Origin of the sequence: Flavobacterium sp., from assembly GCF_043760115.1 — a bacterium.
Lineage (GTDB): Bacteria > Bacteroidota > Bacteroidia > Flavobacteriales > Flavobacteriaceae > Flavobacterium.
In genome coordinates this window covers 1-22,050 of sequence record NZ_JAYUPK010000070.1, presented here as the reverse complement: position 1 = coordinate 22,050, position 22,050 = coordinate 1, and the positions used below count along the sequence as shown (strand labels likewise).

Sequence of the window (22,050 nt, the reverse complement as noted above, 5' to 3'; positions counted from 1 at the left end):
AAGAATTGAAGAGGTTGTGGCTAAAACTACCAAACAAATTGATGATGAAATTATAGAAGTTGGTAAAAGAACTGTTATTGATTTAGGAATTCACGGTTTGCATCCAGAACTTATAAAAGTGGTTGGTAGAATGAAATACCGTTCATCTTACGGACAAAATTTATTGCAACACTCAAGAGAAGTTGCAAAGCTATGCGGAATTATGGCTGCAGAACTTGGTTTGAATGTAAAACTTGCTAAACGTGCTGGTTTACTTCACGATATTGGTAAAGTTCCAGATGCAGAAAGCGATTTACCTCACGCACTTTTAGGAATGCAATGGGCAGAAAAATTTGGTGAAAAAGAAGAAGTTTGCAATGCAATTGGTGCGCACCATGATGAAATTGAAATGAAATATTTAATTTCTCCAATTATACAAGTTTGTGATGCAATTTCTGGAGCAAGACCAGGCGCAAGACGCCAAGTATTAGATTCTTATATTCAACGTTTAAAAGATTTAGAAGAAATTGCCTTTGGATTTAATGGTGTTAAAAACGCTTATGCAATTCAAGCTGGACGTGAACTTAGAGTTATTGTAGAAAGTGAAAAAGTAAGCGATGATATGGCTCAAAGCTTATCATTTGAAATATCACAAAAAATTCAAACAGAAATGACTTATCCTGGTCAAGTAAAAATAACAGTTATTAGAGAAACTCGTGCAGTTAATATTGCCAAGTAATTCTTGAATTCTTTCAAAAAAAAAGACTGCTTTTCAGCAGTCTTTTTTGTAAAATTAATTTCTATTAATTATGCACTCTGATGTCTATAGTAGCGCTAGAAGAATTTGAGTGTGATGAACTAGAATGAGATGAAGCTGAACTTGATCCGCTTGCACTTTTCATACTTTTCACTTTTTTTCCTCCACCAACTAGTAATTCTAAATTTTCAATTCTTAATTCTTGTGTTAATCTTTCTAATGTAATCATTTGGGACGATTTTTTGTTTACTCCATTTGGGTCTTGAGTGTTAAGGCGACCTTTAAAAAATAATTTCAATATTAAATTAATAATATTAGGTATGAAATTACTTCTTGTTATTATTTCTGAAGTAAAACTAAGTATATGTTAACTAAGTGTAAAATAAAATCTACCAACTTGCCAATAAAATCGTTTAATTACAAGTGCAATGTAGTTTATCGAATAAAATTACCTTTAATTTTATTACTAAATGTAATTATATCACAATAAATTAGCACTAAGTTATTAGTAATTATTAATAAATTAAGTTTTTTTGAAACATTTATTCATAAAAAAAAGTCAGAATTTATTAAAAAATCTGACTTTTAAATTTTTAAAAAAAATTAATGCTTAATCTTAATTTTAATTGATTTTACTGACATTGAAGACATTGAAGACATTGAAGATGCAGATTTACATGTAACTTTACTACTACTTCCAACTCCTGCTGGTGGACATCCACCAACAATTAAATTTAAATTTTCTAATTTTAAATCTCTAGATAATTTTTCTAAACTTATCATAATGATATTATTTAAATACTCCATTTTGGTCTTGAGTGTTAAAACGACCATAAGGAATAAATTAAATAAATATTTTATTTTAATGAAAATAAAATCTATTAAAGTATAATAATCTCGTTAAACAACTTATTATTACAATTTAAGCAATAAGTTTTGTTGCTTAAATTAATATTATTGTTTAAATTAATCACTAAATTTATTAAATATAATTATTTAAGTTTTTAAGAACTTTTTTAAATTAATTCTTTAAAAATATTGCAAAATTGTGATATTAAAATTTATTAACAAAAAAAGACTGCCAATTGACAGTCTTTACTTTAAAACAAAAATAAATTATTTAGTTCCAACAAGAATTTCTTCGCCACTAGTTGAAGAAGAATGTGAAGAACTTGAATGTGATGATGCAGAACCGCTTCCGCTTTTTAAGCTTTTAACTTTTTTTCCACCACCAACAATTAAATCTAATTTTTGGATGTTTAACTCGTTAGTTAATTTTTCTAATGTTATCATTTGGGACATGATTTAAATTACTCCATTAAAGGTCTTGAGTGTTAAGGCGACCGTATTTTAAATAAAATTAATTTTAATAACTTAATTTTAACATTGCAAATATATAAAAATAATCTGTTTAAAAGCAAATAAAATCGATGAAATGCATTTTATTTTTTAATTATTGGTAAAAAACTTACATTTTATAATAAAAATTACAATATACACTATTAAATCTATGTTAAATCTATAGTGTGAAATCGTTTCCTTTATAAAAATTTATCAAAGCATTATTAAATAAAAATTCATATTTAGATTTTATCAAATTAGATTGAGAACTCAAAAAATTATTTTTAGTAATTGATAAATCATTAAAATTTATTTTACCATAATTAAATTTTAAAACATCGGCTTCATAACTTTTAGACGAAAATTCAAAATTTAGTTTTGCAGCTTCATATTTTTTCTTTGCAGATTTTGCATCGTTTACAGATTGATAAAGAATTTTAGTAACGCGCATTTTTTCTAAATCTAGTTTTACTTTATTTTGCAAATAAATTAATTTACTTTCTTTAATTTTAGATCTGTTTTGAGATTGATTAAATAATGGCATAGAAACAGAAAATCCTACACTATAATTTAAATTTAAATTTATTTGATTGTTAAAAGTTATTAGTTCTTTACTACTTGTGTAAAAAGAGTTATAATTAAAGTTAGTAGTAATTCTAGGAAATAAAGCACTTCTATTTAAATTAATTTCGGTTTTAGATTTTAGCAATTGAAGTTTAAAAATTTGATACATAGGATAAATTTCTATATTTTTAGATACGAATTCTTCTTCTTTTTCTAATTCTAGAATTGTAAAATCTTCGTTTATTAATGGGTTTAATGTTACTTTTTTACTAACTTCTATGTTTAATAACTGTTTTAAATCTAAAAAATTTAAATCTAAATCATTCTCAGTTGTAATTAAAGTTACATCTAAATTGGCAAGTTGCGATTTTACTTTATAAACCTCACTTTCTGATAAATAACCTGCTTTAAACTTTAGCTCAATCATTTCCAACTGCTTAGTTGTAGATTCTATTTCTCCTTTTAACGATTTTACTATTTCTTGTAAAAATAAAATTGATGTATACTTAGACGCAATAGTAATTTTTAAATCGTTTTCTACTTGCTCATAGTTGGCTTTGTTAATCATTAAGTCTTGCTTGGCTTGTTTAATAGAATTTAAATTTTGAAATCCAGAAAATAAATTAAACGAACTTCCAATTCCGCCAGAAACTGTACTAAATTTTGTTTCTATATAACTATTAGAATCTGGATCTATAGATCTTCCCCAAGAATATCTGTTGGTTGCACTACTGTTAATACTTGGCAACGCTTTTAACTTTGCCGCATTTACTCTAGTTTTAGATATTTTAGAGTTAAACTGTTCTTCTTTTAAATTTAAATTATTTTTTAATGCTATAAAAAAGCAATCTGTTAAGCTTAAATTTTCTTGACTATAAGAAAACAAAACTAAATTTAAAAGTATTATTGTGTAACTAATTTTTTTCATCTCAAAAAAATATTTTATTTTTTAATCTAGTTTTTTAAACAATTTCTTCATCATATAATTTAAAAGACTCATTTTATCTATAACTATTTCTCCTTTTAAACTATAACCAGCTTTTAATTTAATTCTTTCGTTGTATTTTTTTAATTTTACTATACAAAAGAATTTATTATTTATGTCAGATTCAGAAACATATGAAACTACTCCTTTTATTGCGCCATATTTATAAAAATTATAAGCATCTAATTTTAAATTAACTTCTTGACCTTTTTTTACATAAATTAAATCTTTGTCTGTTAAAACAACTTTAGAATAATAGTTTTCTTGATTTGGAGATATAATTGTTAGCAATTCTCCTTTATTAATAATTTGTAAATTTTGCTTGTCATTAAACAAGTTAGAAATGGTTCCATTAAATGGAGAAAGCACTATTAACTTGCCCAACTCATCTTTAAAATATTTCATATTGACTTTTTTATTGTCAATTTGCGATTGCAATTCTAAGATTTGACCTTTATAATTAAGTATTTGATTGTCTATAGCAATTATATTAAGTTTTAAATCGCTTGCTGTTTTTTGATAATTATTGGCAAGATTATTATAATCGTATTTTTTAATTTGATAATTGGTTGTTATGTCTGATTCTTGTTTTTTATCATCAATTCTATTTTTAGACTGTTCTGATAATTCTAACTTAGAAATTGCACCTTTGGCATACAATATCGAATCGGTTTTATAACGTTCTGTTATATCATTACTTTGCTTTTTAGACCAACCAATTTTACTGTTAAGATTTTTAATTTCTTGTTCTGTTTTTTTCTTGTCTGTACTAAAAATATTAGATTGTATTGCAATTAATCGTTGCATTGCAGTTTTTTCTTGAACAGAACTGTTTATCAATAAATTGCAGTTTTTAATTTTTTCTTCAAGCGTTGTAACATCAAGATTTACAATATCAAAATCGGCTTGTGTTTTTAAATTTTCTAGTTCGAATATGGTGTCGCCTTTTTTAACTTCTTCACCTTCGGCAACATTTATTTTTAAAATCTTTACCTCATTAGGAGCATTTATTTTAACTTGTGGATTATTAGAATAAATAGAACCTTCGTTAAATTTTATCGAATCATTAATTTGTAGTAAAAACAATAAACTTATTCCAACGATTGTAAAAAACAGCGTTATTCTAAAAATAATTCTTATAAATCGGATGGATTTAGTATCATATAATATTGAGTTCTCCATTGGTAATTTTATATTTTTTAGTGAAACTTATTTTTTCTATTGGTTCGTGCGATATTATTATAAAAGTACGTTTGTCGTCGTTTATTAATTGCTCTACTTTAATTCTACTTTCTATGTCCATTCCAGACAGTACTTCATCTAGAATTATAACCTCAGCTTTAGATAATAATGCTCTTAAAAGTAAAATCTTTTTTCGTTGACCTGTTGATAAATTTTTACCATTTTCATTTACAATAAAATCTAATGCTTCTTCTTTATTGGCAATAAAATCATAAAAATCTATTTGCTTGGCATAATCAATTATTATACTTCTACTTATGTCTTTTCCTAGTAAAATATTTCCTTCGATTGTGTCATTAAACAAGGTATCTTCATTGGTAACTAACAAAATTTTATCTTTTATTTTATTTGGATCATACAGTTTATTGATGTTATCGTTTATTAAAAAATCGCCAGATTTAGGATAATACAATCCAGTTAAAACCTTGCTTAAAGTAGATTTTCCAGATCCGTTTTGTCCTTCAATTTTTATTTTATCGCCATAATTAAAACTAAAATTTATATTTTTTAAAATGGGTTGATCGTCAAAGTAACCAAAATTTAAATCTTTAATAGCAACATTTTGAATAGAAAAATCTTTAATTCCTTTAGATGAATTAAATGGTAATTCTTCATTAAAATCTAGGTTTCGTTTTAATATTACTTCGTTTTCTTGTAGCGAAAGGTTGTCTTCTAAAATACTTTTTAAAGAAGAGAATATACTTGCCGAAAGACCAATAAATGTAACTATTTGTCCTAATGTAATGGCTTGATCTTCTATTGCCAACTTGGTTAACAATATCAGTATCATTATGGATGAAAATGAAATAATTATAGTAACTACAAATCGGTTAATTAAATCTATATAGCCGTTTTTTAATTGAATTTTTAAATAATTAGATATTCCTAAATTTATTTTATTAGAATGATATTGTTCTATTTTAAAACTTTTAATGACTTGAATTCCTTCAATTTTCTCTATCATTTTAGATAAAAAGTCGGCTTTACTAATGTATCTAATTCTTTCATTTTGTCTTAGTCTTGGTGTTATAATTTTAAACCAGGTAAAAAAGGATAACATTACTATTAAAACAATAATTGCAATTCTCCAATTGATGTAAAATAGTATTCCAAGTGAATAAATTGCTACAGAAACGTCAACTAAAATACTTGTAAAATAACGTAAAAAGAATGATTTTAATTTTAAAGAATCGCTTACTCTTTCTAGTAAATCGCCTTTTTTATAAGATGAAATATAAGGCAAAGAAAATGTATTTAACTTATTATCAAATGATTGCAAGAAAAATTTATCTAATGAATTTCCTAAATGTATTGCTACAAAAGCTTTATATAATGAGGTAAAAAGATCAAATAATTTATAAACTCCTATTCCTACTGCAAATAACACTAAAGTATTTAAATTATAGGAAGGTAAAACATCATCAATTAAAATTTGACTAGTAAAAACCGATAATTGTGCTGTTGTTGCAGAAAATAATGCTGCAAAAATATAGATGTACCACAATTGTTTAAATTGACCAATTTGTTTAAATAATTGCCAATATACACTTCTACTATCATCTTTGGGAAACTCTAACTTTTGTTTAGAAACTACTTTTTTAACTGTTAGTATTAACGGAGCAGTTACTTTTACTTTGTCTGTACTGTATTTTAAAGATTTAAAATGTTTCGGTATTGTAGAAATATCTTGATTTTTTAATAAGTCAAGTACAAATTCTTTTTCTTTAACTTTATTTTTAAAACCAAAGTTTTCTTTTAAATAAGTAAAATAGGTAAGCTTGTTAAACAATGTTGTATTATCATTTTCTAGTGCAACATCGTCATATTTTATTCCATAATTACTTAAATCTTCTGTACAAAGCGCTGCAATTTTTTCATCGGTTTTGGCTAAATCCCAATAATTTTTACTAAAAAAAGAGTTCTTTTTTAATTCTTGAATGGATACATAATATTGACTTCCTTTTACCGGATCATAAATTTTTAATTTATTGTTGGCTCTACCGTTAACTACAACATAATGCAATCCAGATTTGTTTTGTAAAGGAAGAATAAAAGGAAAAAGTGCATCAAGCGTGCTTTTATTTCCTTGAATGTAATTAATGTCTAATAGTTTATAATTGGCTTCGCAACCATTTGCATCTAAAAAACTTTTTATGTCAATAAGTCTTGATCCTTTTTCTTCAAGTGCTATATTATCTTCAATATATTTTCTACTTATGTCTAGATTAAATATATTGTAAATTGTTTTTATTACACTTATTCCGCAATCATTAGACTTTAACTGTGGGTCTGTTTTAGCCATAGTTTATTGTATCTTATTTTATATTTTTATTAAATTCTTTGTACATTTCAACGCAAGATAAAAAACGCTCTTCAGGTTTAATTTTTAATGCTTTTCTAATTATTACATCAATACTTTCAATTCCAGAAATTTCTTCATTAAATTCTCTTGTTAGAATATCTTGTGCCATTTCTCGCCATGTAATTTCATCTTTTGCCGTTTTAAAAGGATTTTTGCCTTTATATAAACCATACAAGATTAATCCCATTTGATAAACCTCAGAAGATTTGGTTGAATATTGATCAGAAAATTTATAACTATGTAACTGAACTCTTTCTGGTGTCATATAATGTGTTACGCCACCTTTTACCATATATTGCTTTTTTAAAGTTTCATTTTTTAAATTATGAGAAAATCCAAAATCTATCATTTTTACCTTTCCTTTATCATTAATCATGAAATTTCTTGCATGTATGTCGCTATGAATTATATTGTGTTTATGTAAATGTGCCACTGCCAAAAGCAATTGTAAAGCAATAGTGTTTTTATTTTTTTTGAGAATAGAATTTATTTTAATATTTTTAGAAAGTGTTTCTCCGTTTATGTAATCTATTTCAAAATATAAATAATCATTTAATATGTTTGATTGTATGTATTTATTAATGTTTCTATGCGAAGGAATGCTACTTGTTATATCTATTTCTTGAAGAAACATTTCGTAGTTTTTTATTAATCTTTTCTCTGTCTTACATTCTTCTGTAGAATGTGCAAATATTTTTATAACAGCAGTACGTTTTCTTGTATGATTGTAAACTTTAAATATTTGAATATGATTATTAATTAATATTAAACTTTTAAATGTATATTGATTATATCTTGAATTAATTTCAAATAATGGACTTGGAATTTCTACATAATCTTTTGCATTTTCTCGTTTTAAAACTCCTATTTTTTTCATTTCTGATAAAAATAGTTGAACAGAATTTACTACTTCTGTAGATTGAAGTGTTTCTTGAGGAATTAAATCATTTAAAACCTCATTTATTGTAGTGGGTTCTTTAAATTTATTTAAAACTGTTGCAATAGTTTCATTGATTCTAAAAGACTTAGAATTTAAAAAAACATACCACTGAGATTCACGATGCTCTATTGAGGCAGCATTTGATAATTGTAATTTTGACATTTACCTAGTTCAATTATAAAATTTAATTGACAAATATAAATATTAAAAAAACTATTAAATGCAAAAAAATACGATTAAATACAAAATTCGTATATTATTGTAGTATTTTATATACATAAAAAATAATTTGTATATTATTTCTTATAAGAATTATATAATGCTGTACCAATAAGTTTTTACTTTTGTAAGTTATTGTAGAATAAATATTACACAAGAAGAAGCGTTATATTAAACAAAAAATAGTGTTTCATAAAAAAACTCGCTTTTAAAAAAACGAGTTTTTTTATGAAACACTTTTAATAATTATGCTGCAAAAATATTTTGAAAACTTTCAATGGTCATTGGCTTATTGTAGTATTGTTGAATTTCGTTTTCATACTCTTTTGATTTATTTAAATCAGAAACATCATTAGATGAGCTTACCAGGTAAACCATAATTTCTTTTTTAAGAAATTGTTTTAGTTTTTTAAACTCGTCTAAAAATTGCCATCCATCGCAAACTGGCATATTTATATCTAACAAAATTAAATCTGGTACAGAATTTTCATGATCAATATTACTTTTTAAATTGTTTATTGCTTCATTACCATTAAAAAAATAACTTGTTTTAACATTAATATTAGTCTTTGCAAATAACTTTTTCATAATAAAATGAAATACTAAATCATCATCTACAACAAATACATTACTAAAATTCTTCATTAAAAAACACTTTAAATGTTGTTCCTATATTCACTTCGCTTTCAACTTCAATTTTTCCGTTTAAAGATTCTATTTGATTTTTAGATAAATATAAACCAACACCTCTAGAATCTTCGTTGGTGTGAAATGTTTTGTATAATCCAAAAACTGAATCTTTATGCCTGTATAAATCTATGCCTAATCCGTTATCTATTACTGATAAAATTATAAAGTTATCAACAATTTCTACATTATAAATTATTTCTAAATTTCTATCCAAACTTGAGTACTTTATAGCGTTGGTAGTCAAATTTAACAAAATACTTTCAAGATATGCTGGTATACATTTTACAGTAACATCTAATGGTATATTGTTAATAATTATAGCATTAGATTTATTTATATCATCAAATAAAACTTTAAATGTGTTATCTAAGTACTCGTTTAAATTTAAACTAACTTTATTTATTGTAGCAGTTTCTTGTACTTTAACTAATTCTTCTAAATTTAAAATTGTGTTAGATAATTCAACCGAGACTGTTTTTAAATAGGTAGAAAATTCATCTGTAGTTAAAATGTCTGTTTCTTTCATTTCTATTAAAGAACTTAAATTTCCTGTATGATTTTTTAAGTTGTGAGAAACAATATGAGCAAAGTTTAATAATTTATTTTTTTGATTATTAACAAGTTCAAGTGTTATTAATAATTTTTCTTCTTTGTTTTTTTGGTTAGAAACATCGGTATGTGTACCAACAATTCTAGTTGGTTTACCATCTTCATCTCTACTGATAACTTTTCCTCTGTCTAAAATCCATTTATATTTATTATTACAAAGAACTCTATGAACGGTTTCATAATATGGTATTACTCCTTCAAAATGTAGTTTTATATTTCCAAAATAAATTTCTTTATCATCTGGATGCACTTTATCATCCCAAAATTCTGGATTGCTAAGTTCTTTAGCATTTTCTTCTAATTCTAAAATTTCTAACGATTCTTTAGAGTAAAAAACTTTATTAGAAACTAAATTCCAATCCCAAACGCCAACATTGGATGCCATATTGGCAAATTGACTTCTGGCATCAGAAATTTCTAGTTCTTGTTGACTAATTTTTAGTTGTGTTACATCTGATTGAACCCCATAAAATAGTACAGTCCCATTTTCTAAACGTTCAGTCTTAGCTGATGTTTTTATCCATTTTAGTCCTTTTTTTGGAAGTAAAACTCTAAACGATAATTCCCATCTTTCTAAAGTTTTACAACAAGAAATTATAGAGGAATTAAATAAATTAATATCCTCTGGATGAATACGAGATTTTATACTTTCTTGAGTTTTATCAATAACTTGTTGTAGAGTTAAATCATAAAAATCGTAAAAAGGTCCACTTAAGTAATCACAACCAATAGTGAAGTCACTAGATATTGAAAATTGAAATAAAACATCTGGTAGTTGGTTGATTATTCTTCCAATGTAATTAGAATTATCATCAAACTTTTTTGAATTGGGATTCATTATTAATTTATTTAGTAGGTCAAACAAAGGAACTAAATAATTTACAATTACAATTTATTTTCGTGTAGAATTTTTACGCTTAAATAATCTTTAGTCTAATCGAAAATATCTTGTAATTCTTGTATTGTCAATGGTTTATTGCAATATCGTTTAACCTCATCTTTATAATAGGCAGCTTTGTTAATATCTGAAATATCATTAGAAGAACTTATTAAAAAAACATCTATATTTTTATTTAAACTTGCTTTTAAATTTCTAAATTCTTCTAGAAATTGCCAGCCATCATAAATGGGCATATTTATGTCAAGTAAAATTAAATCTGGAACTATTTCTTGGTTTCTTAAAACTTCAATTGCCTCTAATCCATTAAAAAAATAATTGGTATTTACTTGTAAATCAGTCTTTAAAAATAATTTTTTTATAATAAAATGAAATACTATATCATCATCTATAATAAAAACGGTGTTATATTTCTTCATTAAAATTTATTTTAAACGTGCTACCTTCATTAACTTTACTTTCTACTTCTATAGTTCCACCCATAGATTCTATTTGATTTTTGGTTATAAACAAACCTATTCCGCGAGCATTTGGGTTTTTATGAAATGTTTTATACATACCAAACAATTTCTCGCCGTATTTTTCTAAATTTATTCCTAAACCGTTATCTTTAATTAATAAAGTTAATTTATTTTTATCTTTAACTGTTGTAAAACTTATTACTGGAACTCTGTTTGGGTGCGAATATTTAATTGCATTTGTGGTAAAATTTAAAAACAAACTTTCTAAATAAGCAGGATTAAAATGGGTAGAATGTTTTTCGTTTACATTATTAATAATTTCTACATTGTTATCCTTTATTTCTTTACTTAAAATATTTAACGTGCTGTCTAGGTAAATCTTTAAGTTTAGTTTTTCTTTTTTATGAATTATTGTCGAATGTATGTCTACTAGTTCTTTTAAATGTTCAATAGTGTCTGAAAGAGCATTTGAAGTTGATTTTAAATGACTAAAACATTCGTCTTTTGTAACTATATCATCATCGCTATCTATAATATTTAATAACATTTTAAAATTTCCTGTATGAGAACGAAGGTTGTGTGAAACTATGTGTGCAAAATTTAATAATCTATTATTTTGTGCATTTATTATATCAATGTTTCCAAGTAATTGATTTTCTCTTTCTTTTTCTAATGTAACATCTGTATGAGTTCCTATTATTCGTAATGGTTTTTTATTTTTATCTCTTTCAATAATTTTTCCTCTACTTAATATCCATTTGTAAGTTCCATCTTTAGCTAAAATTCTTTTGGAATTTTCAAAATAGGAAGTTTTATTTTCTTTATGAGATGTAATTGTTTGTATATAATTATCTATATCTTCTGGATGAATTCTTTCATCCCAAAGCGCATTAGTATTTAAATTATCATCACTTGTAAATTGAATAATTGCTAAAGATTCTTTAGAAAAATATACTTCTCCACTACTTACGTTATAATCCCACACACCACTATTGGAAGCTTCCATTGCAAAATGAAATCGTTCTTCAGAATTTACAACCTTATATTCTCTTTCCTTTACTACTGTAATATCTAATAATCTTCCAAAAAAAATTGCGTTTTTTTCTTTATTAATTTCAACATTAGCATCTACTTTTAACCAAATAATATGTTTATTTTCTAATACTATCCTAAATTCATAAGACCAAGGTTGACCCGATTTTTTAGATTTATATAGTGTTTCAAAAAAACCTTTAAGATCATCTGGATAAATTCGGCTAGAAATAGTTTTTAATGGATTGTCTTTTAATTCTGATTGTGTAATTTCTAAGAATGAAATTATACTGTTATTAACATATGAAAAATAAAAATCATTATTGAAATTTATTTTTAATTGAAAGATTAAATCAGGAATATTATTTAAAAGCTTTCTGTAAAAGCTGTTTTTTTCTTCCAACAAGTAATCTTCTGAGTACCAATTTGATCTCATATTTAGTAGGTAGGTTAGTAAATGTAAAGTAAAATTTAGTTTGGGACGAATACTACTTTACGCAACAAATATATAAAAAAAGACGATAAACCACTTCTTTTACCGACAAAATACATCATTTTTTTAATTATTATTGTTAAATCTAATAAAATCAGTAGTTAAGAAACTACAATTATTTACGTGGATGAAACGTATTTACAATTTGGGTAAGATGTTTCCTATCTAGGTGAACATAAATTTCAGTTGTAGTTATAGATTCGTGTCCAAGCATTAATTGAATGGCTCTTAAATCGGCGCCATTTTCTAATAAATGAGTTGCAAATGAATGACGAAATGTGTGCGGAGAAATTGCTTTATTGAGTTCAATTTTTAAAGCTAAGTCTTTAATAATTGTAAAAATCATGGCTCTTGTAAGTTGTTTTCCTCTTCGGTTTAAGAATAATGTATCTTCGTGATTCTTTTGAATAGTAAGGTGTTTTCTATCGAAATTTTTATAGTGATTTATAAATTTCATTGTAGTTTCACTAATAGGAACAAAACGTTGTTTATTTCCTTTTCCTGTAATTTTAATGAAACCTTCGTCAAAGAATAAGTCAGAAATTTTAAGTGTTGTAAGTTCAGAAACTCGCAAACCACAACCATATAGTGTTTCTAGCATTGCTCTATTTCTTTCGCCTTCTGGTTTAGATAAATCAATGGCTTTTATTAAATTATCAATTTCTGTTGTAGATAATGTATCTGGTAATTTTCTTCCTAATCTTGGTGCTTCTATCAATTCCATCGGAGAATTTGATCTGTAATCTTCAAAAATTAAATACGAAAAAAAACTTTTTAATCCTGATATTATTCTGGCTTGCGAACGTGCATTGACTTCTTTAGAAACTGCATAAATAAATTGTTGAATGGTTTCTTCATTAATTGCTACAGGAGAAATAACAATTAAATTTTCTTCAAGAAACGCACAAAGTCGCTCTAAATCGAAGCTGTAATTATCAATAGTATTTTGAGATAATCCACGTTCAATTTTAAGATATGATTGATAACTTTTTATGTAGGTTTTCCAATTCATAGTTACAAAGAAACGACAATTTATTGCATAAAAAACCACTCAATTTCTTGAGTGGTACTTTATATTTTATCTAAAAATTAGACTAGAACTTGAAAGTTAAACCAAAAGTTGGAGTTTCAAAAAAGTTTTTGAAAAGATTTAAATTTCCACTTAACTCATTTACTTTAACTTCTTGTCCAGCAGGAGTTTCTATTTTAGCACTATTATAACCTAAAACATTTGCTAAACCAAAGTTTATTGCAATATTTTCAGTAACAAAATAGTTAATTCCTAAATCGAAATTTAAACCTAAACCACTACCTTTAGAAGTTTCGGTACCATTAACTTCATTTTTTATAGATGCAAAACCTAAACTAGCTTCAGTATATGTTTTAAATCTTTGTCCTAAGTTTAAAAAATAGTATCTTGCAAAAACTCCTGCACCAAAACCATTTTGTTTTTCCTCTACAACTACGTTTGGAGTTCCAAATATAGTTTCTTCAGTTTTACCAGAAAGAACATTTAATTCTACACCAAATGCAAATTTGTCTGAAAAGAAGTAACCAACTTTAGGGTTAAAACTTAAGTTACTTTCCTTTACTTCTTCATTGTCATTACCATTAAAAGAATCTGTTGTAGTACCAGAACCAAAACTTAAGTTTCCTTCTACTAAAACATTACCTTCTGTAAAACCAAAACCTGTACTTTCTTTCTTTTCTTGTGCATTAGCAAATCCAAATGCGAAAACTGCTGCAGCTGTTAAAAAAATTTTTTTCATCTTATTATTTTGTTTAAAATTAATGGTGCAAAGGTATATTCATTACTTTGTAGTAAAATTAAGCAAGTTGATTCTTATTAACAAAGTTATCAACAAATATAATGTGTTAACTTACTAAAATTAAACTTATTAAGAATTAAAATGTTAATAACTATAATTGCTAGAAAAATTACTTTTTTAAAGTTTTAACACTAAAAAAACATATTTCACTAATGATTTATAGTTATTTGTAAAATATTCACTACATAGCATTTATTAAAAGCAAACTATTCGCAATTTATAAATTATTTAAAATTATTTTTGATTTTTAAAAAAATTCAACAATAAATTCATGCTTTATAATTTATATCGAAAGATATTATTTAAGATAATAGAAAATTTTAAACATAAAAAAACCTCTCAAAATTGAGAGGTTAATTTCTATAGAATTTTAATATTAGAAAGCATATCCTAATGCAAATCCAAAGTTTGGACCTACTGAACTACCTTTAAAATTAAAAAACGCAATATCTTCTGCATCTACAGTAGAATCATACTTATAAGTATATTTAGTGTAACCTAATCCTAAATTTAAATCAAGAGATAATCCACTGTCCCAAATCCATTGGTAACCACCTTTAACACCTGCTTTGATAGTTGTAAATTTAGTATCCAAAGAAGAATTTCCAGAAGAAGGACCAAAAAATCCAGCTGAATCATAAGTGTTTTTTCCAGAACTGAATCCAACTCTTACACCACCATAAAGTCCTTCCATAGCTTCTTTAACATAATATCTAAATTGCAATTCAGCACCATTATCTTTGTATTTATAGCCACCTAACTTGTAACTTGCAAAACCTAAACCAACACTACCAGATGTATGTGCTCCAAATTTATGCTCAAATGATAATAAATCTGTTCCTCCTAAAAAAGCTAAAGGATTAACTTTTATAATATTTTCCTGCGCGTTCATAAACACAAAACCCATAACAGCAATAGCTGTAAAAATAATTTTTTTCATAATTTACTTTGTTTAAAATTTATGAAGCAAACATAATAATATCAACTTTATTTAACAGGATTATAACTATAAGTTATTAACAAACTTGTCAACATTGCTTGTTAATGTTATCACAACTAATTTCAATTTGCAGTTTTATTGTTTAAAAATCACTTATTATATTATTAAAAAATATCTTACTATTGACAAAATCTTTATTAAAAAAAATTCTTTTTTTTAAATACTATTATTTATTTTTACTAAAAAAATTTAATGAAAATAATAATAATTAACGGTCCAAATTTAAATTTACTTGGCAAAAGAGAAACTGCTATTTATGGTAAGCAAACCTTTGAAGAATATTATAAAATTTTACAACTTAAATTTCCTCAAGTTACTTTAGAGTATTTTCAAAGCAATATTGAAGGCGAATTAATAACTAAAATTCAAGAAGTGGGTTTTACTTATGATGGCATAATTCTTAATGCTGCCGCTTATACTCACACTTCAATAGGTATTGGCGATGCTATAAAAGCAATAGAAACTCCAGTTATAGAAGTTCATATTTCTAATACTTTTTCTAGAGAAGAATTTCGTCATCACTCATTTATATCTGCCAATGCTAAAGGTGTAATTCTTGGCTTTGGATTAAAAAGTTACGAATTGGCTTTACAATCTTTTTTATAATCTCATACAACCATTTCACTTTTTTTCTCGTCTATACACTAAAACCCATTTATGAAAAAAATTTCTACCCTTCTATTTTTATTATTTTTCGCCATTTCGTTCTCGCAAATTAAAGGTTCTGTTAACGACAACAAAGGAAATCCTATAGCATTTGCCAATATTTATGTAAAAGACACTTACATAAGTACAACGTCAAACGAGTTAGGAAAATTTGAATTAAATCTTAAAAAAACTGGAAATTTCACTATTCTGTTTCAATATTTAGGTTACAAAACGCATAAAGAAATAGTAAATTTTGAAAACAACTTGATAACTTTATCAATAGTATTAGAAGAAGAAGATTTGCAATTGAATGAAGTTGTAATCAATACCAAAGAAAATCCTGCCAATGCAATTATTAAAAAAGCAATTGCAAACAGAAAAGAAAATTCTAAAAAAGCTGATAAATATAAAGCCGATTTTTACTCTAGAGGAATTTTTAGAGTGAAAGATTTACCTAAATCTATATTAGGACAAAAAATAGATATGTTTGATGAAGTAATAGATTCTACAAGAAGTGGTATTTTATATTTATCGGAAACGGTTTCTAAAATTACGTTTCAAAAACCTGATAAAATGAAAGAAGTTATTATTGCTTCTAAAGTTAGCGGAAACGATAACGGTTTTAGTTTTAATAATGCTGCCGATGTAAATTTTGATTTTTACGAAAATTATTTAGACTTTGATGTAAAAGTAATTTCGCCAATTGCCGATGGCGCATTTAATTATTACAAATATAAAATTGACGGATCATTTTTTGACGAAAACAACCAATTAATTTATAAAATTAAAGTAAATCCAAAACGTGAAACTGAACCTGCAATGAATGGATTTATCTATATAGTAGACGATTCGTTTGCCATTTATGGAATAGATTTAGCAATAAAAGGAAGTCAAATGCAAAATCCAGCGTTGAATAATTTGGCTTTAAAACAAAATTTTAGCTACAATACCATTACTAAAACTTGGATAAAAAATACGCAAACAATAGAATTCTCGGCAGGTTTATTAGGATTTAACTTTAGCGGAAAATTTACGCACGTTTATTCTAACTTTGAATTTCCAGAAAAATTTGAGAAAAAAACTTTTACCAGAGAAGTATTAAAATTTGAAGAGAACGCCAATAAAAAAGAAGATGCTTTTTGGGAAACCATTCGTCCTGTACCTTTAACCTTAGAAGAAAGTACAGATTATTTTAAAAAAGATGCCTTGCAAGAAAAGAAAAAATCTCAAAAATATTTAGATTCTATTGATGCCAAACGTAATAAATTTGGATTAGCAGATGTAATTATGGGCTATTCTTATAATAATTCGTTTAAAAAATGGTCTGTAAATTATGATGGTTTTTTAATGAATACCTCTTTCAACACAGTTCAAGGTTGGAATACACATACTGGAATTTCTTACGGAACTAGAAATGAAGAAAAGAGAACTTACAGCAGAATTGGTTCTAATTTTGACTACGGATTATCAGAAAAAAAACTAAGAGTTTCTGGTTATTATTTTTCTAAATTCAACAATAAAAACAATAGTATTTTAAGCATCAATGTTGGTAGTACAATTAATCAATTTAATGCTACAAATCCAATATCTAAAAATATAAATAGTGTAAGTTCGTTAGCTTTCAAAAATAATTTCATGAAATTGTATGAGAAAAATGCGGTTGCAATAAATTTTGGAAGAGAAATTATAAACGGATTAAATTTAAATATAAATGCCGAATATGCTGAAAGAAAACAGTTATTTAATACTACCAATTTTGCTTCTGTAAAAACAGATGATGTTTACAGTTCTAATAATCCGTTAGCACCAAATGATTTTATAACGCCAACATTTGACAAACACAATTTATTTAAAACTTCGTTGGTTGCCAGAATTAAATTTGGTCAAAAATATTGGACTCGTCCAGACGGAAAATTTAATATTGGGAATAATAAATATCCAAATATTTCTATTGGATATGAAAAAGCATTTGCAGCAACTGATAAAAAATATGAGTTTGATTTATTATCTACCAGAATTACTAAAGATTTTACATTAGGAAATAAAGGCGATATGCAACTAAATTTTAAAGCAGGTAAATTCTTTAATGCTAATAACATTGCTTTTGTAGATTATAAACATTTTAACGGAAACCAAACTCACATTGGTCAAACAGATAGTTATACCAACGTTTTTAATCTTTTACCTTATTATGTTGCAAGTACAAACGATAGTTATTTAGAATTTCACGCAGAACATAATGATAGAGGATTTTTAATGAATAAAATTCCGTTATTGAACAAATTAAAATCGCAGTTGGTTTTGGGTTTTCACAATCTTGCCATTCCAGATAGAAAACCATATCAAGAGTTTTCAGTTGGATTAGACAATTTAGGATTTGGAAAATTCAGATTGTTTAGATTAGATTATGTACGTTCGTATCAAAACGGATTTGTAACTGATGGTGTAGTTTTTGGATTGAAATTCTTGAATGTTTTGGAGTAGAATTTAGATTTAAAAATCCCATCTTGTTTAAAATAAGATGGGATTTTACAAAACTTAAGGATTTATTTAAAATTATAACCTAAAGAAAATGCAAAGACACTATTGTTTAAACTATTTTCTAATGTTTGATAAGAAGCTATAAAAATTGTGTATCTAAATCCTGTATATAATTTTTCTGAAATAAAATAATTTGCTCCAAGATTCAATCCAAAATTTACTTTTTTGTAATTTTTTGTACCTTTTGTAGTTTCAACTATCGTTGTACTCTGACCACTAAGATTATATGTACTTGTAGAAGTTTGTTTAGCAGAAATAATAAATGCGGCGTTAGGACCAAAATCAATATTAAATTTATTAGAAAATTTAAATTTAAATAGCAACGGAAGTTGTAAATAACTATTTCTATTAACTACTTCCTCATTTATAGTTCCGTTAGAATATTGATTAAAAAAAGTTTTTGTTCCTCCTATAGATTGTAATAACAATTCTGGTTGAAAAGAAAATTTTGAAGACATTGGAATTTCATAAGTTGAACCTATTTGATATCCAAAATTTATAGTGGAATTACCATCATTGGATGATTTTAAAAAATTAAAACCAGCTTTAACTCCAAAAAAAGATTTTAAATTTTTAGTTTTAACTTCTTGACTTTGTGAATTTGTAAAAACAAATACTAACGCAATAACAAATAAAAATTTTCTCATAAGTGTATTTTAAATTTTAAGCTTCTCTAACAATATTAGCACCAAGAGCACGAAGACGTTCGTCTATTCTTTCGTAACCTCTATCAATTTGCTCGCTATTTTGAATTATACTAGTTCCTTTAGCAGAAAGTGCTGCTATCAATAAAGAAATTCCAGCTCTAATATCTGGCGATGACATTGTTGTAGCTTTTAGTTGCGATTTAAAATCATGTCCCATAACTACTGCTCTGTGTGGATCGCAAAGCATAATTTTGGCGCCCATATCTATAAGTTTGTCAACAAAAAACAATCGGCTTTCAAACATTTTTTGATGAATTAAAACATCACCTTTAGATTGTGTTGCTACTACTAAAACAATACTCAATAAATCTGGTGTAAATCCTGGCCAAGGTGCATCGGCAACGGTTAAAATAGAACCATCAATGTCTGTTTTAATTTCATATCCGTCAAGATGAGCAGGAATATAAATATCGTCACCTCTTCTTTCTAAGGTAATTCCAAGTTTTCTAAAAACATTAGGTATCACGCCAAGATTATCCCAAGAAACATTTTTAATTGTAATTTCGCTTTTAGTCATTGCTGCAAGACCAATCCAAGAACCAATTTCTATCATATCTGGAAGAATTCTGTGCTCGCAACCACCAAGAGAATCAACACCTTCAATAGTTAAAAGGTTAGAACCAATTCCGCTAACTTTTGCTCCCATTGCGTTCATCATTTTGCAAAGTTGTTGCAAGTAAGGTTCGCATGCTGCATTATAAATTGTAGTAATTCCTTCTGCAAGAACTGCTGCCATAACAATATTGGCAGTTCCTGTAACTGATGCTTCATCAAGCAACATGTAAGCTCCTTTTAATTTACCTTCAGTTTCTACACCATAAAAATGATCTTCTCTGTTGTATCTAAATTTGGCTCCAAGATTTATAAATCCTTCAAAGTGTGTGTCTAATCTTCTTCTACCAATTTTGTCACCACCAGGTTTTGGAATATATCCTTTTCCAAATCGTGCTAAAAGTGGACCAACTATCATAATAGAACCACGTAAAGAACCACCTTCTTTTTTAAATGCTTCAGTTTCAAGGTAACCAACATTTACTTCGTCGGCTTGAAAAGTATAACTGCCTTGAGCATTTTTTTCAATTTTTACACCTAAATTTCTAAGTAAAGTAATTAGTTTGTTAACATCAATAATATCTGGAATATTAGATATTGTAACTTTTTCTGGCGTTAATAAAACTGCGCATAATATTTGTAACGCTTCATTTTTAGCGCCTTGTGGTGTAACATCACCTTTTAGTTGAATTCCGCCTTCAATTTTAAAAGTTCCCATAGGTTATTGTATAGTGTAAAATTGTATAATGTATAGTGTATAGTGTAAAATTGTATAATGTATATTGTACATTGTAAAATTGTATAATGTATAATGAATAATTGATTTACAATTTTACACTATAAACTATACAATTTAAGTTTTCGGATTATTATTATTTTTAACAAATGGTTTTTTACCAGCTTGAGGTTTTTTAAACGCCTGAATTTTTAAATTCTTTTGTTGTGGTAAAAGTGTTTTATTAGATATTTTTTTGTTGGTTCTAATTAAATCTGTGGTTGTAGTAAGCTCTTCTTCGCTTTGTAACAAATTTAATTTTCCATCAGACAGTTCAAATAAATGTTCAAAAATTACCGAATCTTCAACCATATCTTTATTCCAACTCAAGTACGATTTTTTCATATGGTTGGCAATAACTTTTATCAAGGCACTTTTCATTTCGCCTTCTTCCCATTTATTGGCAACATCAATCATAAACTTTATGTTGTTTCCATAAAATCTATATTTTGGATATTTTTGAGGATAACTTAAAATTTCTGGACGTAAATGAATTACATCTCGTGTTGGAATTGGATAAGGCGAATCGGCAACCAGTTTAAAATCAGACATTATAAACAACTGATCCCACAATTTATGCTGAAAATCTAATACATCACGCAAATGCGGATTTAAACTTCCCATTACCTGAATAATATATTTTGCAGCTTTATTGCGCTCAACATCATCTTTAATTTCAGTTGCTTGATCTATCAATTTTTGCAAATGTCTACCATATTCTGGAATCAATAAATGTGGTCTTTCAGCATTGTATTCAAGATTAAATACAACGTCATTCGCCACTTCTTTTATATATTTTGCTGTCATAATTAAAATGAAATTATTCCTTCAATATTAGAAACTTGAAGGTATTTTTCTACCACTTTTTCAGGATTTTCCATAGTTACATTTATAGAAATACTTGTAAACTTTCCTGTTTTAGATTGATGCGTTTTTATAACAGCACCCATATTATTAAAAGTATTCTCCACTTCCATAACATTTTCTAGCGTTGTAGGAACAATAAATTTATATAAATATTCACTTGGCCAAGCAGAAGTATTAGCCAATTCTTCTTTTAGCCGAGTATAAAATTCTTCGGTTTTCTTATCCATTCTTAAATTAAAATAAACGCAAATATACTATTTACATTTTAGATTACTACTTTTTTTAGAAGCAAATGGCTTGGGCATTCTCTTCAATGGTAATTCCTGCTTTCATTCCATAAATCCCAATAAAAAATTGGGATGTTATTCCATTTAATCAGGGCTAAAAGATTTTTGAATTGATTAAAAAATAAACTACAAAAAACAACCATCTATTGAATTACTTTCAATAAATTTGCACCTTATTTTAAAAAAATCTTGGAAAAAGAAATCATTGTAATAATTGGCGGACCAGGAACAGGAAAAACAACAATCATAGACGGATTAATTTCCAAAGGATT

22 protein-coding genes are annotated in these 22,050 nt (G+C 26.2%); 4 read left to right on the top strand and 18 right to left on the bottom strand.

The genetic code is table 11. The features are described 5' to 3' along the window. Nucleotides 1-718: HDIG domain-containing metalloprotein (locus ACH2BC_RS06065; protein WP_395053093.1), on the top strand; the 718-nt coding region annotated here is incomplete at its 5' end. Nucleotides 719-782: 64 nt separating this feature from the next. On the opposite strand, the gene ACH2BC_RS06060 is transcribed toward ACH2BC_RS06065, so the two are convergent. The 14 genes from ACH2BC_RS06060 to ACH2BC_RS05995 all read right to left on the bottom strand — a co-directional run bounded on the left by ACH2BC_RS06060 (nt 783) and on the right by ACH2BC_RS05995 (nt 15,341). Next, nucleotides 783-965 (bottom strand): hypothetical protein, encoded by a 183-nt coding sequence (locus tag ACH2BC_RS06060; protein WP_395053092.1) that lies wholly within the window; start codon nt 963-965, stop codon nt 783-785. A gap of 374 nt (nt 966-1,339) precedes the next feature. Continuing rightward, entirely contained in the window at nt 1,340-1,519 is a 180-nt protein-coding gene (locus ACH2BC_RS06055; protein WP_395053091.1) for a hypothetical protein, read from the bottom strand. A gap of 333 nt (nt 1,520-1,852) precedes the next feature. Next, complete coding sequence (locus tag ACH2BC_RS06050) at nt 1,853-2,029, bottom strand: hypothetical protein (protein ID WP_395053090.1); 177 nt, start codon at nt 2,027-2,029, stop codon at nt 1,853-1,855. Nucleotides 2,030-2,255: 226 nt separating this feature from the next. Next, nucleotides 2,256-3,569 carry a TolC family protein gene (locus ACH2BC_RS06045; RefSeq protein ID WP_395053089.1) on the bottom strand — a complete coding sequence of 438 codons (1,314 nt, stop codon included), beginning with the start codon at nt 3,567-3,569 and terminating at the stop codon, nt 2,256-2,258. A 21-nt stretch (nt 3,570-3,590) separates the two neighbouring features. Continuing rightward, nucleotides 3,591-4,808, bottom strand: a complete 1,218-nt coding sequence (locus ACH2BC_RS06040) for an HlyD family secretion protein (RefSeq protein WP_395053088.1) — start codon at nt 4,806-4,808, stop codon at nt 3,591-3,593. After that, the gene (locus ACH2BC_RS06035) at nt 4,786-7,170 is read right to left on the bottom strand and encodes an ABC transporter transmembrane domain-containing protein (RefSeq protein WP_395053087.1); all 2,385 of its coding nucleotides are present in this window, start codon (nt 7,168-7,170) and stop codon (nt 4,786-4,788) included. The genes ACH2BC_RS06040 and ACH2BC_RS06035 overlap by 23 nt, the downstream gene beginning before the upstream one ends. A 13-nt stretch (nt 7,171-7,183) precedes the next feature. Continuing rightward, nucleotides 7,184-8,332, bottom strand: coding sequence for a protein kinase (locus ACH2BC_RS06030; RefSeq protein ID WP_395053086.1), 1,149 nt, complete (start codon nt 8,330-8,332; stop codon nt 7,184-7,186). Between the two features lie 303 nt (nt 8,333-8,635). Next, entirely contained in the window at nt 8,636-9,034 is a 399-nt protein-coding gene (locus ACH2BC_RS06025) for a response regulator (protein ID WP_395053085.1), read from the bottom strand. Next, entirely contained in the window at nt 9,021-10,526 is a 1,506-nt protein-coding gene (locus ACH2BC_RS06020) for a PAS domain-containing protein (protein WP_395053084.1), read from the bottom strand. Before ACH2BC_RS06020 ends, ACH2BC_RS06025 begins: the two co-directional genes overlap by 14 nt. A gap of 95 nt (nt 10,527-10,621) precedes the next feature. Beyond that, nucleotides 10,622-11,005, bottom strand: a complete 384-nt coding sequence (locus tag ACH2BC_RS06015) for a response regulator (RefSeq protein ID WP_395053083.1) — start codon at nt 11,003-11,005, stop codon at nt 10,622-10,624. After that, nucleotides 10,992-12,515, bottom strand: a complete 1,524-nt coding sequence (locus ACH2BC_RS06010) for a PAS domain-containing protein (RefSeq protein ID WP_395053082.1) — start codon at nt 12,513-12,515, stop codon at nt 10,992-10,994. The genes ACH2BC_RS06015 and ACH2BC_RS06010 overlap by 14 nt, the downstream gene beginning before the upstream one ends. A gap of 172 nt (nt 12,516-12,687) precedes the next feature. Beyond that, nucleotides 12,688-13,584, bottom strand: a complete 897-nt coding sequence (gene xerD / locus ACH2BC_RS06005; RefSeq protein ID WP_395053081.1) for a site-specific tyrosine recombinase XerD — start codon at nt 13,582-13,584, stop codon at nt 12,688-12,690. 82 nt (nt 13,585-13,666) lie between these two features. Next, entirely contained in the window at nt 13,667-14,341 is a 675-nt protein-coding gene (locus ACH2BC_RS06000) for an OmpA family protein (protein ID WP_395053080.1), read from the bottom strand. A gap of 436 nt (nt 14,342-14,777) precedes the next feature. Next, nucleotides 14,778-15,341 (bottom strand): DUF3575 domain-containing protein, encoded by a 564-nt coding sequence (locus ACH2BC_RS05995; RefSeq protein WP_395053079.1) that lies wholly within the window; start codon nt 15,339-15,341, stop codon nt 14,778-14,780. A 252-nt stretch (nt 15,342-15,593) separates the two neighbouring features. Between ACH2BC_RS05995 and aroQ the strand changes: the two genes are divergently transcribed. Together aroQ and ACH2BC_RS05985 are read left to right on the top strand one after the other, a co-directional pair. Next, the gene (gene aroQ / locus ACH2BC_RS05990; protein WP_395053078.1) at nt 15,594-16,007 is read left to right on the top strand and encodes a type II 3-dehydroquinate dehydratase; all 414 of its coding nucleotides are present in this window, start codon (nt 15,594-15,596) and stop codon (nt 16,005-16,007) included. 51 nt (nt 16,008-16,058) lie between these two features. Beyond that, a complete protein-coding gene (locus ACH2BC_RS05985) occupies nt 16,059-18,533 on the top strand; it encodes a DUF5686 and carboxypeptidase regulatory-like domain-containing protein (protein ID WP_395053077.1) in 2,475 nt (824 codons plus the stop codon). A gap of 62 nt (nt 18,534-18,595) precedes the next feature. Here ACH2BC_RS05985 and ACH2BC_RS05980 read toward each other — a convergent pair whose 3' ends face one another. The 4 genes from ACH2BC_RS05980 to ACH2BC_RS05965 form a co-directional block, all read right to left on the bottom strand. Next, on the bottom strand, nt 18,596-19,237 hold the full coding sequence (locus tag ACH2BC_RS05980; RefSeq protein ID WP_395053076.1) for a porin family protein: 642 nt from the start codon (nt 19,235-19,237) through the stop codon (nt 18,596-18,598). Nucleotides 19,238-19,253: 16 nt separating this feature from the next. Next, complete coding sequence (gene murA / locus ACH2BC_RS05975) at nt 19,254-20,567, bottom strand: UDP-N-acetylglucosamine 1-carboxyvinyltransferase (RefSeq protein ID WP_395053075.1); 1,314 nt, start codon at nt 20,565-20,567, stop codon at nt 19,254-19,256. Nucleotides 20,568-20,702: 135 nt separating this feature from the next. After that, a complete protein-coding gene (locus ACH2BC_RS05970) occupies nt 20,703-21,431 on the bottom strand; it encodes a DUF4290 domain-containing protein (RefSeq protein WP_395053074.1) in 729 nt (242 codons plus the stop codon). Between the two features lie 2 nt (nt 21,432-21,433). Then, nucleotides 21,434-21,718 carry a DUF493 family protein gene (locus ACH2BC_RS05965; protein WP_395053073.1) on the bottom strand — a complete coding sequence of 95 codons (285 nt, stop codon included), beginning with the start codon at nt 21,716-21,718 and terminating at the stop codon, nt 21,434-21,436. Between the two features lie 249 nt (nt 21,719-21,967). Here ACH2BC_RS05965 and ACH2BC_RS05960 point away from each other — a divergent pair. After that, nucleotides 21,968-22,050, top strand: an 83-nt coding sequence (locus tag ACH2BC_RS05960; RefSeq protein WP_395053094.1) for an AAA family ATPase, incomplete at its 3' end; no start/stop codon positions are given.

What these genes read in the sequence shown, in the direction of transcription:
- ACH2BC_RS06060 (WP_395053092.1), bottom strand. Translation starts at nt 965, where the DNA reads ATGATTACATTAGAAAGATTAACACAAGAATTAAGAATTGAAAATTTA.
- ACH2BC_RS06055 (WP_395053091.1), bottom strand. Translation starts at nt 1,519, where the DNA reads ATGATAAGTTTAGAAAAATTATCTAGAGATTTAAAATTAGAAAATTTA.
- ACH2BC_RS06050 (WP_395053090.1), bottom strand. Translation starts at nt 2,029, where the DNA reads ATGATAACATTAGAAAAATTAACTAACGAGTTAAACATCCAAAAATTA.
- ACH2BC_RS06045 (WP_395053089.1), bottom strand. Translation starts at nt 3,569, where the DNA reads ATGAAAAAAATTAGTTACACAATAATACTTTTAAATTTAGTTTTGTTT.
- ACH2BC_RS06040 (WP_395053088.1), bottom strand. Translation starts at nt 4,808, where the DNA reads ATGGAGAACTCAATATTATATGATACTAAATCCATCCGATTTATAAGA.
- ACH2BC_RS06035 (WP_395053087.1), bottom strand. Translation starts at nt 7,170, where the DNA reads ATGGCTAAAACAGACCCACAGTTAAAGTCTAATGATTGCGGAATAAGT.
- ACH2BC_RS06030 (WP_395053086.1), bottom strand. Translation starts at nt 8,332, where the DNA reads ATGTCAAAATTACAATTATCAAATGCTGCCTCAATAGAGCATCGTGAA.
- ACH2BC_RS06025 (WP_395053085.1), bottom strand. Translation starts at nt 9,034, where the DNA reads ATGAAGAATTTTAGTAATGTATTTGTTGTAGATGATGATTTAGTATTT.
- ACH2BC_RS06020 (WP_395053084.1), bottom strand. Translation starts at nt 10,526, where the DNA reads ATGAATCCCAATTCAAAAAAGTTTGATGATAATTCTAATTACATTGGA.
- ACH2BC_RS06015 (WP_395053083.1), bottom strand. Translation starts at nt 11,005, where the DNA reads ATGAAGAAATATAACACCGTTTTTATTATAGATGATGATATAGTATTT.
- ACH2BC_RS06010 (WP_395053082.1), bottom strand. Translation starts at nt 12,515, where the DNA reads ATGAGATCAAATTGGTACTCAGAAGATTACTTGTTGGAAGAAAAAAAC.
- xerD (WP_395053081.1), bottom strand. Translation starts at nt 13,584, where the DNA reads ATGAATTGGAAAACCTACATAAAAAGTTATCAATCATATCTTAAAATT.
- ACH2BC_RS06000 (WP_395053080.1), bottom strand. Translation starts at nt 14,341, where the DNA reads ATGAAAAAAATTTTTTTAACAGCTGCAGCAGTTTTCGCATTTGGATTT.
- ACH2BC_RS05995 (WP_395053079.1), bottom strand. Translation starts at nt 15,341, where the DNA reads ATGAAAAAAATTATTTTTACAGCTATTGCTGTTATGGGTTTTGTGTTT.
- aroQ (WP_395053078.1), top strand. Translation starts at nt 15,594, where the DNA reads ATGAAAATAATAATAATTAACGGTCCAAATTTAAATTTACTTGGCAAA.
- ACH2BC_RS05985 (WP_395053077.1), top strand. Translation starts at nt 16,059, where the DNA reads ATGAAAAAAATTTCTACCCTTCTATTTTTATTATTTTTCGCCATTTCG.
- ACH2BC_RS05980 (WP_395053076.1), bottom strand. Translation starts at nt 19,237, where the DNA reads ATGAGAAAATTTTTATTTGTTATTGCGTTAGTATTTGTTTTTACAAAT.
- murA (WP_395053075.1), bottom strand. Translation starts at nt 20,567, where the DNA reads ATGGGAACTTTTAAAATTGAAGGCGGAATTCAACTAAAAGGTGATGTT.
- ACH2BC_RS05970 (WP_395053074.1), bottom strand. Translation starts at nt 21,431, where the DNA reads ATGACAGCAAAATATATAAAAGAAGTGGCGAATGACGTTGTATTTAAT.
- ACH2BC_RS05965 (WP_395053073.1), bottom strand. Translation starts at nt 21,718, where the DNA reads ATGGATAAGAAAACCGAAGAATTTTATACTCGGCTAAAAGAAGAATTG.